Consider the following 16,293-nt stretch of genomic DNA (forward strand, 5'->3'; position numbering starts at 1 on the left):
ATTGATCTCATCGCCAGCCAACGGAGATCACCGGTAAAGCCAAGCCAAAATCGAATGAAAATTTATTCTATAGAATAAATCAACAAAGCAAGGCCGATCCTTGTGATTGGGTGGCAGTGGCTTACGTCTGTCGCAGACAATCATCGAGCCTGCACGCATGACCTTGCTGGATATCCAAAATCTCTCGCTTGCCTTCGGCTCGACGCAAGCCTTGGCGGGCGCGTCGCTCACCATCGACCGCGGCGAAGTCGTCGCGCTGATGGGAGCGAACGGCGCTGGAAAATCGACTTTGGTGAAAATCCTGTCGGGCATTCACCGTGCCGATTCAGGCAGGATCTTGTGGAACGGCAATGATTATTACGCCGATAGCCCAGCCGAGGCCGTAGCCCAAGGCATCGTCACCGTGCACCAATCCACCGACGTCGTCGGTGTGGCGGGCCTTTCGGTGGCGGATGCCCTTCTGCTCAATCAATTCGTCGACGGGCGACAGCCCTTCTTCCTGTCGAAGCGCTCGGTGCGGCGAAAGGCAGCGGCCATCCTGTCGGAAGCCGGTTTCGACCTGCCGCTCAATCGGGATTTCGGCGACCTCGGTACGGCGGACCGGCAGATGGTTGCCATTGCCCGCGCCCTATCGAACAAGGCGCAACTGCTGATCCTGGACGAACCGACGACAAGCCTTTCCGCACGCGAGACAGGCCGCCTCTACGACATCGTCCGTCAACTGAAAGCGCGCGGCCTCGGCATTCTCTATATCTCGCATCGAACCGCCGATCTCGATGCGCTCGCCGATCGCGTCGAGATCCTGCGCGGCGGCCGCAACGTCGGCGCCTTTACACGCCCCATCGATTTTAGCTCTGCCATCGAAACCATGATCGGGCGACCAATGACAGCGGCGCGCCCGCAGCGGCGCGAGCAGTTCGACCAGACGGTGCTGGAGCTTCAGGGCGTGCGGCTGCGTGCCGACAGCCCACCGATCGATCTCAAGCTCCATGCCGGCGAGGTCGTGGCGATTACCGGCGTTCTCGGCGCAGGCAAGAGCCGGCTTCTCTCGGCCCTTTTCGGCCTGGAATCCTTCGTCGCGGGCAACGCCCTTCTCGATGGCGCTCCCTTTCAGCCCGCCTCTCCGACGGATGCAATCGCGCGCGGCGTCGTCATGGCCGCCGCCGATCGGCATCGCTCCTCCCTCATGCCACCGGACTGGCCAGGCGAAAGCATTGCGGCCACGATCAGCCTGCCACATCTGACGCGATGGTATCCATCGGGCTTCCTGTTTTCAGGGCGAGAGATCCGTGAGGGCGAAAAGGCGATCCGGCGCCTTGGCATCAAGACGTCTCGCCCGGACGCATCCGTCTGGTCGCTGTCGGGCGGCAACCAACAAAAGGTCGTGCTCGCGCGCTGGGAGGCGGAGCCGAGCCGCCTGCTGCTGCTCGACGAGCCCTTCCAGGGTGTCGATGTCGGCGCTCGCCAGGACATTATCGCGGCGATCCGCGCCCATACCGATCGCGCCACGCTGATCGCGACATCCGATCCGGAAGAGGCGCTCGAAGTCGCCGACCGGGTGCTGCTGATGGAGCACCACACCCTGAAAGAAGTCGCTCATGCGAGTGCCGACGATCGGCAGAACGAGGAATACGCCTGATGAGTGAAGGAACCGTCCAAATCCCCCAGCAGAAGGCAGCAGACGGTGTGATATCCCCGCAGGAATTCGTGCGGCGGGGAGCGGTATTTTTCCTCCTTTTCGCCCTCGTCATCATCTTCAGCTTCGCCCAGCCGGCCTTCATCAACATCAACAATCTGATGAGCATCCTGCAGGCGGTTTCGGTCGTCGCCATCATCGGTGCGGGCGTTACCGTGACGCTTGCCATCGGCGGCTTCGATCTTTCCGTCGGCGCGGTGGCCGCCTCGAGCGTCATGGCCGCCAGCTATGCCATGATCGTCCTCAATCTCAACGCCTATGAGACCGTGCCGCTGGTGCTTGCCTTCGGCGCGATCGTCGGGCTCGTCAATGCCGTGCTGATCGTCCGGCTGAAAGTTCCGGATCTGCTCGCCACGCTTGCCACCATGTTCCTGTTGACCGGGCTGCAACTGATCCCGACGGCGGGGCGCTCGATCTCGGTAGGCCTCATCCTTCCCGATGGAACGACGGCAACGGGCAAGGTCGATCCTGCCTTCCTGGCGATCGGACGATCGAGCCTATTCGGCACCATCCCCTTCCCCGTCATTCTCATGCTGATCGTCGCCTTCGTGCTCTTTGTTCTTACCGAACGCACACGCCTTGGCCGCCTTCTCTATGCGACCGGCGGCAATGAAGCCGCGACCAGGCTTGCCGGCGCCAATATCGCCCGCCTGAAGACCTTTGCCTATGTGCTTTCAGGTACCCTTGCTTCGCTCGGCGGCATCATCGTCGCTGCCCGTGTCGGCCGTGGCGACGTCTCCTCCGGCGCCTCGTTGCTGATGGATTCCGTGGCAGCCTCGCTCATCGGCTTTGCCGTGCTTGGACTGCGGCGTCCCAACGTTCTCGGCACCACGATCGGTGCCGTCTTCGTCGGCATTCTTCTGAACGGGCTGACGATGCTGAACGCGCCTTATTACACGCAGGACTTCATCAAGGGCGCTGTTCTCGTGGGTGCGCTTGCGCTTACCTATGGCATCAGCCGCGGCAGAGCGTGATCCCTCGATCTATCCCAACCCGCGCTCACTGGATTTTCAATGATCAAATTGTTCAGGATCATCGCTTCGGCTTTTGTTGCCGGCTCGCTCTTCGTGACCACGGCATCGGCCGTTGGTCTTGCGTTCGCTCATTCCCACGAACCGGAGTTGAGGTAACCTGGAAACATTCGAGCCGCATGCTTTGCGCAATGCGGCTCGAACCAAATGCCCTAAAGCAGCTTTTCCAAGGTGATCGGCAGGTCGCGGACGCGCTTGCCGGTCGCATGGAATACGGCATTGGCGATCGCCGGCGCCACGCCGACGATGCCGACTTCACCGACGCCCTTGCCGCCCAGCGCCGAGGCATTGAAATCCGGCACGCCAACGGAGATCACCTGGATATCCGGAATGTCGGAATTCGTCGGTACGAGGTAGTCGCCGACATTGTTGTTGACGGTTCGCCCGTTGCGGGGATCGACCAACCCCTCTTCGAGGAGCGCTTGGCCGATGCCCATGATGATGCCGCCGCGCCACTGGCTTTCGACCAGCTTGGGATTATAGAGGCGACCGCAATCGAAGGCGGAGACCATGCGGGAGACGCGCACCGTGCCAAAGTCCACGTCGACCTGCACTTCGGCGAAATGGGCGCACCAGCTGTGCATCGAATAATCGCCCATGGTCGGTCCCTGAGCCCTGGCCAAGGTGGTCCAGGCCTGGAGCTGTTCCTGGGCGCTCGCACCGTCCGGCATGGTGTTGCGCCGGACTTCGATCTCTTCGCGCTTGAGCGCCGACATCAGTTCGGCCAGCGTGAGCGACGGTGCCTCGCCGCGCGGTGCAGCGATGCGGCCCTCCGCGAAATTGAGCGTATTCGCGCCCGTATCGCGGAACGGCGAATTGGCATCGCTGAGCGCAAGGCCGATGAGCTCGTCGCGCGCTGCGACCGCAGCCTTATGGACGGCTCCCATGATCGATCCGGCCAGCATCGAGCCGCCGGCGATCGCCGAACCTGGTAGCCGTGAATCGCCGAGATGGACTTCGACCTGATCCACCGGAATGCCGAAGACCTCAGCGGCACTCTGGGCGAGGATCGTATAGGTCCCCTGCCCCATGTCGATGGCGCCGCTGACGACCTCGACCCTGCCGTTCCCGAGAATGCGGATCATCGCCTCGCTCGGCGCCCGGATGACGGGGAAGGTGCCGCAACCGATGCCCCAGCCGATCAGGGTCTTGCCATCGCGCATCGAGCGCGGCGCGTGGCTGCGCCGCGACCAGCCGAAGGCTTCCGCACCCTCGGTCAAGGCCTCACGCAGCCGGCGCGTCGACCAGGGCTTGCCGGACTGATAGTCGTGAACGGCATAGTTCTTCAGCCTGAGTTCGAGCGGATCCATGCCGAGCTTATAGGCAAGCTCCTCAATCGCGCATTCGATGCCATAGGCGCTCGGGTTTTTGCCCGGGCCACGCAAGGCGCCGGGTGTCACGCTGTTAACAGGCACGATCCGGTGCTGCGAGGAAAAGTTTTCGACCTTGTAGAGGATCGATGTTGCCGCCCCGGTCTGTTCCGGCCAGTCAGCGGAGATGGATGTCTCACTGGCGCCACGATGGACGATCGCCTGCAGAATGCCATCTTCCGTCGCGCCGAGCGCGATCTTCTGTCTGGTCCCGGCGCGGCCGCCATAACTCGTGAAATTCTGCGGCCGCGTGACCGCAAGCTTCACCGGCCGGCCGAGCTTCCTTGCGGCCGCAATCGCGACGGCGCCATAGGCGAGCGGCTGCCCCTTCGATCCGAAACCGCCGCCGATGAAGGGTGAAATGATCCGGACATTTTCGTAAGCCATGTCGAACCATTCGGAATACATGCGCGCCATGCCGTGCGACCACTGGCTCGGTTCCCAGATCGTCAGCTGGTCGCCATCCCATTTCGCCGTCAGCCCGTGCGGCTCCATCGCCACATGATATTCGCGCGGCGTCGAGTATTCGGCCTCGATACGGACGGGGGAAGCGGCAAGCGCGGCCTCGGCGTCGCCCCAGGCGGAAGTGAGGGCGTCCACGAGCTTGCCTTCGCCGGCATTCGGATCGTTGAGATCGGCAACATGCTTGCTCTCTTCATAGGTGACGCGCACCAGCCTCGCCGCCTCCGTCGCCTGCTCGCGGCTTTCGGCCACGACGGCGGCGATCGACTGGCCGTTGAACTGCACCTGGCGCGGCAGCGGATAATAGGGTCCCTCGGCGGGCTTGTTGCCACCCCAGTCGGCACCGAGCTTGAGACCGAGATCGTCCTCCGGCGTCAACACCAGCAGCACGCCCGGCATTGCGAGCGCTGCCGAAGTGTCGACATTGACGATACGTCCGGCGGCGATCGTGCTCTGGACAAGGACGGCATAGGCCAGGTTTTCGACCGGATATTCCAGCGCATAGGTCGCCGTTCCCGTCACTTTCATATTGCCTTCGAAGCGCGACTGACGGCCGCCGACCGTCCCGTCGGAAGCATCGCCGTGCTTGCGGGGTTCCATCATGGTCATGCAAGGCCTCCCATCTTCAGAATGGCGCGGGCGATGACGCGCGGCGCGAGTTCGATCTTGTAACGGTTGCCGCCATGCGCGACGGCACCTTCCATGGCGAGACGGCTGGCCTTCTCAACGAGTTCAGCGTCGAGAGCTTTGCCGACGAGCGCCTGCTCGACGGCTCGCGCCCGCCAGGGCCTGGTGGCGATACCGCCGAGCGCCACGCGAATATCGCGCACGGTCCTGCCATCGGCTTCGAGCTCCAGGCCAACGGCGGCGCTTGCGGCGGCGAATTCATAAGACTGCCGGTCGCGGATCTTGATGTAGCTCGAGTTCCGGGCCGCGGCGGAAGCTGGAATAGTGACGGCCGTAATGATTTCGCCGCGATGAAGAATAGTTTCCTTATCCGGCGTATCTCCGGGCGCAAGGAAGAAATCGTCGACAGTCACCTTGCGGCTATCCGTCTCCACCACGGCGTCTAATGCAACAAGAGCGACCGCCAGATCGCCGGGATAGGAGGCGATGCATGATCCGCTCGTCCCGAGCACGGCGTGATTGCGCGTGATGCCGCCGATGGCAGCACAGCCGGAGCCAGGATTGCGCTTGTTGCAGGCCGAAAAGGTGCCCGGATCGCGGAAATAGGCACAGCGCGTCCGCTGCAGGAGATTGCCGCCGATCGTCGCCATGTTGCGAAGCTGGGCGGAGGCGGCCAATGCCAGCGATTCCGAAACCGCCGGGAATGCCATTCGGATATCCTCATGGTCGGCCACGTCACTCATCCTGGCAAGCGCGCCAATCCTGGCGCCGGCCGTATCGACCGCGATGCCGCTCATGCCGGAAAGATGGCTGATATCGACAACCGTGTCGGGTTCGCTCACCCCGCATTTGGCGAGATCGAGCAGCGTCGTGCCGCCGGCAAGGATCATCGCGCCGGCCTGTTGCGCCGCCTGACCGGCTTCGGCTGCGGATGTGGCGCGCAGATAGGAAAAGTTTCGCATCATGCCACCTCCGCTGCCTGGCGCACCGCCGCGACGATGCTGTTATAGGCCCCGCACCGACAGAGATTGCCGGACATATATTCGCGAATCTCCGCGTCCGAGCCGGCATGGCCCTCGCGAATGCAGGCGACCGCCGACATGATCTGGCCTGGCGTGCAATAGCCGCATTGGAAGGCGTCGTGCTCGATGAACGCGGCCTGCACCGGATGCAGATCGCCGGCGTCTCCGGCCAGTCCCTCGATCGTCGTTATCTCGCGGCCCTCGACCTGCGCTGCAAGTGTCAGACAGGAGAGCACGCGCTTGCCGTCGACATGGCAGGTGCAGGCGCCGCACTGGCCCTGATCGCAGCCCTTTTTGGTGCCCGGGAGGGAGAGATGCTCGCGCAGCGCATCGAGCAGGGTCACGCGCGGCTCGAGATCGAGTTCACGGCGCTGCCCATTGATGTCAAGCGCGATATGGATGGTTCGTGTCATGATAAGCTCCTGCCATCGTCACGAAAATGAGACCTACGAAATCTAGTAGCGTCTATTCGTCGGTCTACCGGTTGCTATATGATTTTTCAGGAAGACGAACCGCCAGTATTTCCTCACAGTAGCCGGCTCATCGGAATTAGACGTGGGGCGCGCGTCGATAAACGGAGGCGCCTCCGTTTAAATTACCGCCTCGTTTGTTTTCGTCAAGCCCCGACGCTGAGATGTGAGGGAAGACGAAATCAGCCTTCGAGGGATCGGGCTTGAATGTGCTTGGCGGTGGAACTGATATGCTGCGATGATGCGGTCCGGATTTGACGCGCAACAGCCGTCAAGCCGTCACATCGGCCTCATGGGCCTATGCTAAGCCCTCCGAAATTTGGAAGAATGCCGAACTGTTTGAACCAGGGAAATTTCACGCCATGACATTCTCTCGCCGCGTTACGGCTCTTGCCGCATCATGTCTTCCCTTCCTTGTCGCACCGGCCTTTGCCGATTCCGATGTGCTGTGGAAGATCGTGCATGACAAATGCGTCGTGCAGACTGCACCCTGCATTTCGGTGAATACGGCCGAACACTATGCGATGCTGAAGGATCTGCGCGGCGTTGCGCAATTTCTGCTGATCCCCACCGACAAGATCACCGGCATGGAAAGCCCGGCGCTTCTCGATCCGGCGACGCATAACTTCTTCGCCGATGCCTGGGCCGAGCAAGGCGATGTCGATGCCCGCCTGCCGCGTGCGATCCCGCGCGACGGCATGAGCCTTGCCGTCAACGCGCTGCAGGCCCGCTCGCAGAACCAATTGCATATCCATGTCGATTGCCTCAGCGCCGATGCGCGAGCCATCCTGAAGGCGGACGCCGACAAGATCGGACCGGACTGGGCGCCGCTTCCCGATGCCATTGCCGGCCACAAATTCGCGGCAATCCGCGTCAAGGGCGAGACACTGGGCGATTTCAATCCGTTCCTGGCTCTCGCCAAAACGTTGAAGGATCCGGCAAAGGAAATGGGCGATCACAATCTCGTGGTTGCAGGCGCCAATTTCGGCGATGGCCCCGGCTTCATCGTATTGACGGATGTGGCTTTGCCCGGCTTGGGCGGTGAGGATGTGCAGGATCACAGCTGCGCGATCATGTATTAAAAACAAAGAGATGCCGCCTTTAAGGCAGCAGACCCGGCTCACCGATGAGAAACCGCTCCCTTGCCAACCGGGGGCGAGCGGCCGATTTATGAACCCAGCCTCTAACAGCTATCACGATTCACGCCCTAATCTTTTAGGGGAAACGAATTCAATGTTATAGTCCCGGGTTGTGAGCCTGAGTCATGCGTCATCCGCTTGTTGAGCATCAGATCATCGCGCGGCGCTTGGCATGGAAGGCTCACGATCGAAAGCCCCAGGAGGCGCCTCATGAATCTTCAGATCAATAGCCAGTCCTATCAGGTCAACTCGGACGGAGACACGCCGCTACTTTGGATCATCCGTGACGAGCTGGGCATGACCGGCACGAAATATGGCTGTGGGCTGGCCCAATGCGGCGCCTGTTCGGTCCTTGTCGACGGAGAGGTGGTACGCTCATGCGTGACGCCGCTCGACAGCGTTGCCGGCCGCCAGATCACGACGATCGAAGCGATCGAGGCAGATCCGGTCGGCAAGCGGGTGGTCGCCGCCTGGATCAAGCATCAGGTTCCGCAATGCGGCTATTGTCAATCGGGGCAGGTCGTCGCGGCGACCGCGCTCCTTAAACAGACACCCAATCCTTCCGACGACGAGATTGCCGCGGCGATGATCAATCTCTGTCGATGCGGAACCTACAACGCGATCGAAGCAGCGGTCAAAGATCTCTCCTCGAAAGAAGGAGAAACGCTATGACCGAGACCAGCCGCAATCTCGTGCCGGAAGATGAGTTTCCGACCGGATCTCCCGTCAACATCTCGCGCCGGCACTTTCTCCTGACCTCCGCCGGCGCCGCGGCCGGTGCCTTCGTGCTTGGCTTCGGCGTTCCGGTCGGGCCGGCACGGGCCCAGCAGGCGGCCACCGCCATGCCTCCGGGGACACGCGTTCCCGCATTTCTGGAAATCCGTCCGGACAATACCATCCGTCTCATGAGCCCCTTCGTCGAAGGTGGGCAAGGCGTCTTCACAGCGATGGCCCAGATCGTCGGCGAGGAACTCGATGCCGATCCGAAAAGCTTCGCCGTCGAAAATGCGCCGACGGGCAACGACTATCTGGTCGTCTACGGCAAGATGCGCATTACCGGCGGCAGCATGTCGGTGCGCACGAGCTATGAGACCATGCGCAAGCTCGGCGCTCTGGCGCGCAACATGATCCTGCAGGCCGCCGCCAAGCGCCTGGATGCGCCCATTGCCGAGTTGACGACGGAACCGGGCCGCGTGATCCATGCCGCATCGGGACGCAGCCTTGCCTATGGCGACGTCGCTGCCGAGGCGCTGGATCTGCCGGTTCCCGCTCCCGAGAGCGTGACGCTCAGAGATCCGAGCAAATTCCGCTGGATCGGCAAACCGGTCGAGCGGCTGGATATGCACGACAAGTCGACCGGCAAGGCAATCTACGCAATAGATTGCAAGGTTGACGGCATGCTGCATGCCGCCGTCCAGCACGCGCCCCGCCTCGGCCTGACCATCGGCAAGATCCGCAACGAAGACCAGCTCAAGGCGATGCCGGGCGTTCATTCCGTCCACAGCCTGCCGGGCGCCGTCGCCGTCGTTGCCGAACGCTGGTGGAATGCCAAGCGCGCGGCCGAGGCAGCGCAGGTCGATTGGCGCGAACCCGGCCCGGATGCCGATCCCGCCTTCCGCTATATGCCGGCGGATTTCTCGACCGCGGCCTTCAACGACAAGCTCGCCAACGAGCCGGGCAGCGGCAAGGAGGCGGAGAATGTCGGTGATATCGCCAAATCATTCGACGGTGCCAAGACCGTCGTTTCGGCCACCTACAAGAGCCAGTGTCTGCGCCACGCGCAGCTGGAGCCGCCATCCACCCTGGCCCGGTTCAATCCGGACGGTAGTCTCGAAATCTGGCTGCCCAATCAGGCACCCGAGCAATTCCAGGCCGACATTGCCAAGCTGACAGGACTCGATCCATCCAAAGTAACGCTCCATAGCCCCATCCTGGGCGGCTTCTTCGGGCGGCACTTCCTATATCCATCCGCCAATCCCTATCCGCAGGCCATCCAGCTTGCCAAGGAGGTCGGGCGGCCGGTCAAGCTCATCTGGAGCCGCGAGGAGGAGTTTCTGCGCGATCCGATGCGCCCGATGGCGGCGGTGCGCTTCCGCGGCGCACTCGACGCCAGCGGCATGCCCGTCGCGCTCGAGGCCATCAGCGCTTGCGAAGGTCCGACGGAGGGCGTTTTCGGCCATAAGGAGGATTCGCTGGACCCGACAGCCCTGGAGGGCCTGACCGGCAAATCCTACGCCATCCCGAACTACCGCATCGCCCAGATCTATGTGAAAAACCCGACGATGCTTGCCTACTGGCGTTCGGTCGGCAACTCCATGAACGACTTCTTCTACGAGACGTTCCTGGACGAGCTGGCCGACAAGGGCGGGCAGGATCCCTATGAGATGCGCCTCAAACTGCTGCAGAAGAACGAGCGGCTGAGCAATCTTCTGAAAGCCGTCGGCGATCTCTCGGGCGGCTGGAAGCGGGGTCCCTTCACGGCGGACGATGGCTCACGACGGGCGCGGGGCGTGGCCATGGCCTCTCCCTTCGGCAGCCATACCGCGGCGATCGCCGAAGTCTCCATCCGCAATGGGCAGGTCGTCGTGCACGATGTCTGGGAAGCGATCGACCCCGGCAGCATCGTCAATCCGGCGATCATCGAGGCACAGGTCAATTCGGCGACCGCGCTCGGAATGTCGCAGGTGCTGATGGAGGAAGCCGTCTACAAGAACGGCGAGCCGGTGGCGCGCAACTACGATCTTTATCCGATCCTGCCGCCCGACCGCATGGCCCGCGTTCACGTCCGCATCGTCGAAAGCGGAGCCGAGATGGGCGGTATCGGCGAGCCGGGACTGCCGGCCATCCCACCGGCGATCGCCAATGCGGTTTCGACGCTGACCGGCAAGCGGATACGCAGCATGCCTCTCTCCAACTACACCTTTGAAAGCTGAGGCGCGGCAAACGCTGCGCCAGCCACACCGGCTCTCGGTCCATCCAGAATCGAGAGCCAGTGCGGTTGCCTCCTTCAATAGCCAAGTCCGAAATCCCGAAGCAAAGACATGAGGGCACATCCTTGAAGAGATTTCTTCTGGTTCTTCTTTTGATTGTCGTGCTTGTGGGCGGCGCCGTCGCGTGGTTCGTAACCCGCAAGCCGGCATCTCCCTTCGATAGCGTCGCCGCGGCGCAAACACCTTCGGAGGACCTGCTCCAGCATGGCGAATATGTCGCGCGTCTGGGAGACTGCGTTGCCTGTCACAGCACGCCGAAGAGCGCACCCTTTGCCGGCGGGTTGGAGATGGGGACGCCGCTCGGCGCCATCTTTGCGACCAACATAACACCGGACAAGGAAACCGGCATCGGCAACTATACGCTCGCCGATTTCGACCGCGCCGTCCGCCAGGGCGTTGCACCCGATGGACATCGCCTCTATCCGGCAATGCCCTACCCCTCTTATGTGAAAATGAGCGACGACGATATCCGCGCGCTCTATGCTTATTTCACGAGCAGGGTCGAGCCCGTTCGGCAGGCGAACAAGCCCTCCGACATCAAATGGCCGATGAACATGCGCTGGCCGCTTGCGCTCTGGAATGCGGTCTTTATCGAAAGCGGAACCTATCAGCCCAAAACCGCCGGCGATGATCAGTGGAATCGAGGCGCCTATCTCGTCCAGGGACTGGGCCATTGCGGCAGTTGCCATACGCCGCGCGCAATAACCATGGCGGAAAAAGCGCTCGATGAAAGCAGCCCGCTCTATCTCTCCGGCGCACTTCTCGACGGCTGGTATGCTCCGAGCCTGCGCGGCGACGCCAACACCGGCCTCGGCCGATGGAGCGAAGAGGACATATACGCCTTCCTCAAGAACGGCCGAAACGGCCATGCCGTCGTCTTCGGCTCCATGGCGGATGCCTTCAACAATTCGACCCAGTTCATGAGCGATGACGATCTCAGGGCGATCAGCCATTATCTGAAGTCGCTGCCCGGCGATCCCACCCGCGACGACACCCCCTGGCAGTATGACGAAGCCACGGCGAAGAACGTCGCCCTGCCCGCCCGTCAGCAAATACCTGGTGCCCAGACATTCGTTGCGAAATGCAGCTTCTGCCATGGCATCGATGGTCGCGGAAAAGAACAATGGATCCCGCCGCTGGCCGGCTCCGCCGCGTCGCTCGCAAAGGAAAACGCCTCTCAAATCAATGTGACGCTGAACGGCTCCAGCCGCGTCGTGGCGAACGGCATTCCGGACGCCTATCGCATGCCGCCATTCAGGCAGCAGCTTTCCGACCAGCAGATCGCCGATGTCCTGACATTCGTGCGCTCATCCTGGGGAAATCACGGTGGAGCGGTCGCGCCTGTTGACGTGAAATCCTTGCGCGAGCATACCGATCCGGTAAGCAGCAGCCCCATCATATTGCAGATGCGGTAGCTTCATGTTGCAAGCTGGCCGATTGCGGCCAACTGGACCCTTGCGGAGGGCTCGTCATGGGTGAAGCATTTCCCGCCACATCGATGCCCGACCGCGACTGGTGGTCGGCACTCTGGCCCGATCCGCAGGGCATGCTTCAAGCGCTCGGCATTACGCCTGGCATGACGGTCCTCGATCTGTGTTGCGGCGATGGATATTTTACGACACCGCTGGCGAAACTCGTCGACGGAAAGATCTATGCGCTCGATCTGGATGAAAGCATGATCGAGATGGCGAGAGCCGAAACCGCGCGACAGGGGGTATCCGTGCGGAAATGGATTCACGCCGACGCGCTGGATATGGCAGCGCATCTTCCCGAAAAAGTCGATTATGTCCTCATGGCCAACACGTTCCATGGCGTTCCCGATCAGCCGGCCCTCGTTCGCGCCGTTCGTTCCGTGCTCGCTCCACAGGGGCTGTTCGGCATCGTCAATTGGGAAGCCCGGCCGCGCGAGGAAACCACGGTGCTTGGACAGCCGCGCGGGCCGAGGAGCGAGATGCGCATGCCGCCCGCAAGGCTTGCCGCCATCGTCGAGCCCGGCGGCTTCATATCGCAGGCCACGGTCGAGCTGCCTCCCTATCACTACGGCGCCGTTTTCCGCGCCCTGTAGCTAAAGCTCAATCTTTGCCCTTGGATGCTATGCCCCTCTCACCGAAGCTTGAGGCTTTCGAGATAGGCGCAGAACATGTCCGCCATGGCACCGCCATGGGCTTCGATCTCCTGCTCTGTCTTCGAGCTCTCCGAAAGCTGCTTTCCCGTCGTGCTGAGCGTCGCGGCGATCAAGTCCGCAGCCAGGATACGGGCCGTTTCATCGACCTCTGGCAAGGCTTCGCGCATGAACAGCCGCAGGATACGCTCCCCGGATGACTTCGCCTCATGCGCCTCCGGCGCATCGCGATAAAGCGGCGCCGCGTCGTTGAGCGCAACACGCATAGCAGCCTCCTCGCATTCGGAGCGGATAAAGGCGTGGACGAGGGAGCGCAATCGGTCCGGCGGCGGTGTCGCGGTATCTTCAAGGATGCGGCGCAAAAGGTCCGACGTCTGCCGCCATTCGTCGCTCTGCAGGCGGAAGAGGATCGCCGCCTTGTTGGGGAAATATTGATACAAGGATCCGACGCTGACGCCGGCCTTTTCAGCAACGCGTGCCGTGGTGAAGCGCTGGGCGCCCTCCCTTGCCAAAACCTGAGCCGCGGCACTCAGGATTGCGGAAACGAGTTCGGTCGAGCGAACCTGCTTCGGCTGCTTTCGCGAGGAAATCCGGGCTCTTGGACGATCCGTCATATCGATGCCTGCCAATGCGAATAGGAAAGCTGACGAATTAATCGTATTTTGCGTGCCATGCAAACCGAAGAACATGGCGATGAAAGCAGCGGGCCGGTAACCAGGTCGATCGAAGCCGACGCCCTGGCAAAAGCATTCTCGCATGTGAGCCAGACCCTGGTGGAAACAGCACTTGCCGGCGTGAGCGACGCCGGGCTCGTTACCCGCGCGGGATCTTCACTTCGGGTGACCAGTCGATTTTGTGGAAAGCCATGTCACGGAGGGGCGCCATCTTGCACCTGTCCGATCCGGTTTTCGCATGATCGAGGCAGCCGACCGTCTTCGCGACGACATCGGGCAGGATCTTGACGCTGATGTCGCCAAGCACGTCCAGCATTGAATCAACACTGTAGTTTGGATGTTTGCCGCACTTCGGGCACCAGAAACAGGCGGTCTCGTCTTTGTGCTGGGATAGCCAATGAATGCCATCAGGCCACTTATAAATCACTTCCATGCGGGCACGCCCTTGCTCAAGGTTTTCGTTCGCCGCATGTCACGCCCAGCCGCCCCCGCCAGGCTGCATCAGAAATGGCAGACAGCAACCAAAGGCGCAAGTCCTGCGGTATTGAATTGCCATGCGATCCGATGGTGCCGTTGAGAATTTGAGGCGCCTCGACAAGGGCCTGGGACGTGCGGTTTCAGCGAATGTCCAATTAAGTCAGCGGAATTGAGCTATTCCGCTTCTGGCGGAAAAGGTACAAACGCCTTGAGATTAGCCGCGAGGGGTAAGATGTCAGAGGGTGGTTCAGACAATTCGATAGTTGGGATGAGAGACCTTCTGGGGGCAGAAGGCGTTGCGAAACAGTTACTCGGGCCAATTTCGCGCGGAATCGGCCGGATTAGCGCACCGTTTCTCAATAGGCTCGCAAACCGGAAGCAACTTGCGAATTTTGACGAATGGGACCAGGCTTTAAGGGAACGAGGGTACGACCCCAAAACGGTCGAGCTTACGCTCGGCCAACATACAGAGGTCCGGGTTACGGCGGATAACATCAGGCATCAAGCCAACCGCGAAAATGTCGCTATCGAAGCCATCTACTATATCCAGAATACCAGCGCCCGGATTGACCCGCACTTCGAAAATGAGCCTCTGCAGCCCGAATGGGTCGACCAATTTTGGCGCTTAGCTGAGAATATCAGCAGCGCCGATATGCAAGCGTTCTGGGGCAAAGTGTTGTCTCGCAAGTGCCTCGGTCTTTCGAATATTAGTGCTCGAGCGCTGCATTTTATATCGACACTCAGCGGTGAGGAGGCGCACGCGTTGGAACAGATTGCCGCGCGGTTGGTCACCGTTGTTGAGCCATCAGGCGCAACTATTTCCGGATTGGTGGGCAGCCTCCATCACTGGACATCGAAGTCGGATTGCCCGCCGCGACTGATCGAGATTCAGAAAGAGATCCACGCCCTCGCTGCATCTCCACACGAGGGGCTCTTTTCTGTTTTGGGAGTTTTTCATCAGGGTGGTTTTGTTCCAAGCATTCACGCTGATGCCACGCTTGATCCCTTGGAGTTCAGCGCTGCTGACCAACGACTACGAGTCACCGCCAAGGGTTTCGCCGCCGAATTCGGGCGGCTCTATATCGGTTCAGGTCCATACCTTTCTCCCTTGGGCGTAGAGTTAGCACAGGTGATTGGCGCAACGGCAAACCAAACGTATGTTGATCTCCTCATTGAAGGGTTCCAAGTGCAAGGCGTCACGGTGGAAAGGGCTTAAGCATCCATCCTTGAGCGTCCGGCTACAGCGGCGTGTTAAGGCGAGTTTCAGTTGCCATCTGATGTTGCGCGCTACGATATCGCCGGCTTCGATGTCTCCGGCACCTCCTGAAAATACGAATGGCTGCGCCGAAGAGATTGCGCCCACCTAATCAGAGGCGCCTATTTTTCTGCGTATTTTCAATTGGATACGCATATCGTCCGCAACCTCCGTCAATGCGATTAGAAAACGCGATGAATTGTTCGTATTTTTATCGCCAACGAAGACTTCAGCCCTGAACGGAGAGAAACATGACCACACTGACGAATGCCCCGCTCGCTCCATTGCTCGATCGCCTGTTCGAGGAAGCGGATGCGACAACGCCATCGGTTGCCGCTTACTGGAGCGGCCTTTCCAGCGAGGAGCGCGCGCGTCTGGTGCGCAGCAGAACCGACTATCTCGATTTCTATGCCCGGATGAAGGATATACCGCTTGCCATCTCGCGGGAGGCAGGCTCCTTGCTCTACATGCTGGCGCGAAGCACCGGTGCCCGAACCATCGTCGAATTCGGAACCTCCTTCGGTATCTCTACCCTCCATCTTGCGGCCGCGCTGCGGGATAATGGCGGCGGGCGCCTGATCACCACCGAATTCGAGCCTTCTAAGGTGGCACGGGCACGGGAAAATCTGACGGCCGCGGGCCTCATCGATCTCGTGGAGATCCGGGAAGGCGATGCCCTGCAGACGTTGGGTTCAGATCTGCCCGATACCATCGACCTGTTGCTTCTCGACGGCGCCAAGGCGCTCTATCCGGACATTCTGAAGCTGGTGGAGAGCCGCCTCAGGCCGGGAGCCCTCGTGGTTGCCGACAATGCGGACTTCTGCCCCGACTATCTGACCTTGGTGCGGTCTTCGACAAGCGGATACATGTCGGTAGCTTTCGCGGAGGATATCGAACTGTCCATGCGGCTCGGCTGACGCCGTTCACAGCGCAAACACGCTCCTGGCGCGCTTGCAAC

General features: G+C 61.2%; 14 protein-coding genes. 9 read left to right on the forward strand and 5 right to left on the reverse strand.

What is annotated here, in order from left to right:
• Positions 1-157 precede the first annotated feature (157 nt).
• Both CCGE531_RS25925 and CCGE531_RS25930 read left to right on the forward strand, forming a co-directional pair.
• Positions 158-1,639, forward strand: coding sequence for a sugar ABC transporter ATP-binding protein (locus CCGE531_RS25925; RefSeq protein WP_120669070.1), 1,482 nt, complete (start codon positions 158-160; stop codon positions 1,637-1,639).
• A complete protein-coding gene (locus CCGE531_RS25930; RefSeq protein WP_120669072.1) occupies positions 1,639-2,670 on the forward strand; it encodes an ABC transporter permease in 1,032 nt (343 codons plus the stop codon). Before CCGE531_RS25925 ends, CCGE531_RS25930 begins: the two co-directional genes overlap by 1 nt.
• A gap of 209 nt (positions 2,671-2,879) precedes the next feature.
• Here the strand turns inward: CCGE531_RS25930 and CCGE531_RS25935 are convergent, their stop codons facing one another.
• Genes CCGE531_RS25935 through CCGE531_RS25945 form a run of 3 tightly spaced genes read right to left on the reverse strand, consistent with a single transcriptional unit; the run spans position 2,880 to position 6,621 of the window.
• The gene (locus CCGE531_RS25935; protein ID WP_120669074.1) at positions 2,880-5,168 is read right to left on the reverse strand and encodes a xanthine dehydrogenase family protein molybdopterin-binding subunit; all 2,289 of its coding nucleotides are present in this window, start codon (positions 5,166-5,168) and stop codon (positions 2,880-2,882) included.
• A complete protein-coding gene (locus CCGE531_RS25940; RefSeq protein ID WP_120669453.1) occupies positions 5,165-6,148 on the reverse strand; it encodes a xanthine dehydrogenase family protein subunit M in 984 nt (327 codons plus the stop codon). The genes CCGE531_RS25935 and CCGE531_RS25940 overlap by 4 nt, the downstream gene beginning before the upstream one ends.
• Positions 6,148-6,621, reverse strand: a complete 474-nt coding sequence (locus tag CCGE531_RS25945; RefSeq protein WP_120669076.1) for a (2Fe-2S)-binding protein — start codon at positions 6,619-6,621, stop codon at positions 6,148-6,150. The genes CCGE531_RS25940 and CCGE531_RS25945 overlap by 1 nt, the downstream gene beginning before the upstream one ends.
• A 419-nt stretch (positions 6,622-7,040) precedes the next feature.
• Between CCGE531_RS25945 and CCGE531_RS25950 the strand changes: the two genes are divergently transcribed.
• The 5 genes from CCGE531_RS25950 to CCGE531_RS25970 all read left to right on the forward strand — a co-directional run bounded on the left by CCGE531_RS25950 (position 7,041) and on the right by CCGE531_RS25970 (position 12,872).
• Positions 7,041-7,760 (forward strand): CDP-diacylglycerol diphosphatase, encoded by a 720-nt coding sequence (locus CCGE531_RS25950; protein ID WP_120669078.1) that lies wholly within the window; start codon positions 7,041-7,043, stop codon positions 7,758-7,760.
• Between the two features lie 267 nt (positions 7,761-8,027).
• Positions 8,028-8,489 carry a (2Fe-2S)-binding protein gene (locus CCGE531_RS25955; protein ID WP_120669080.1) on the forward strand — a complete coding sequence of 154 codons (462 nt, stop codon included), beginning with the start codon at positions 8,028-8,030 and terminating at the stop codon, positions 8,487-8,489.
• Positions 8,486-10,750, forward strand: coding sequence for a xanthine dehydrogenase family protein molybdopterin-binding subunit (locus CCGE531_RS25960; protein ID WP_120669082.1), 2,265 nt, complete (start codon positions 8,486-8,488; stop codon positions 10,748-10,750). The genes CCGE531_RS25955 and CCGE531_RS25960 overlap by 4 nt, the downstream gene beginning before the upstream one ends.
• A 122-nt stretch (positions 10,751-10,872) precedes the next feature.
• Positions 10,873-12,222, forward strand: a complete 1,350-nt coding sequence (locus tag CCGE531_RS25965) for a cytochrome c (RefSeq protein WP_120669084.1) — start codon at positions 10,873-10,875, stop codon at positions 12,220-12,222.
• A 56-nt stretch (positions 12,223-12,278) separates the two neighbouring features.
• Positions 12,279-12,872 (forward strand): class I SAM-dependent methyltransferase, encoded by a 594-nt coding sequence (locus CCGE531_RS25970; RefSeq protein WP_120669086.1) that lies wholly within the window; start codon positions 12,279-12,281, stop codon positions 12,870-12,872.
• Positions 12,873-12,910: 38 nt separating this feature from the next.
• On the opposite strand, the gene CCGE531_RS25975 is transcribed toward CCGE531_RS25970, so the two are convergent.
• Complete coding sequence (locus tag CCGE531_RS25975; RefSeq protein ID WP_120669455.1) at positions 12,911-13,543, reverse strand: TetR family transcriptional regulator; 633 nt, start codon at positions 13,541-13,543, stop codon at positions 12,911-12,913.
• A gap of 199 nt (positions 13,544-13,742) precedes the next feature.
• The gene (locus tag CCGE531_RS34415) at positions 13,743-14,036 is read right to left on the reverse strand and encodes a hypothetical protein (protein WP_162944009.1); all 294 of its coding nucleotides are present in this window, start codon (positions 14,034-14,036) and stop codon (positions 13,743-13,745) included.
• A 312-nt stretch (positions 14,037-14,348) separates the two neighbouring features.
• On the opposite strand from CCGE531_RS34415, the gene CCGE531_RS25980 reads away from it, so the two are divergent.
• The gene (locus CCGE531_RS25980) at positions 14,349-15,296 is read left to right on the forward strand and encodes a DUF2806 domain-containing protein (RefSeq protein ID WP_162944010.1); all 948 of its coding nucleotides are present in this window, start codon (positions 14,349-14,351) and stop codon (positions 15,294-15,296) included.
• A 290-nt stretch (positions 15,297-15,586) separates the two neighbouring features.
• Positions 15,587-16,252, forward strand: coding sequence for an O-methyltransferase (locus CCGE531_RS25985; RefSeq protein ID WP_120669090.1), 666 nt, complete (start codon positions 15,587-15,589; stop codon positions 16,250-16,252).
• Positions 16,253-16,293 lie beyond the last annotated feature (41 nt).

Source organism: Rhizobium sp. CCGE531, from assembly GCF_003627795.1.
In the GTDB taxonomy this organism is placed as follows: Bacteria; Pseudomonadota; Alphaproteobacteria; order Rhizobiales; family Rhizobiaceae; genus Rhizobium.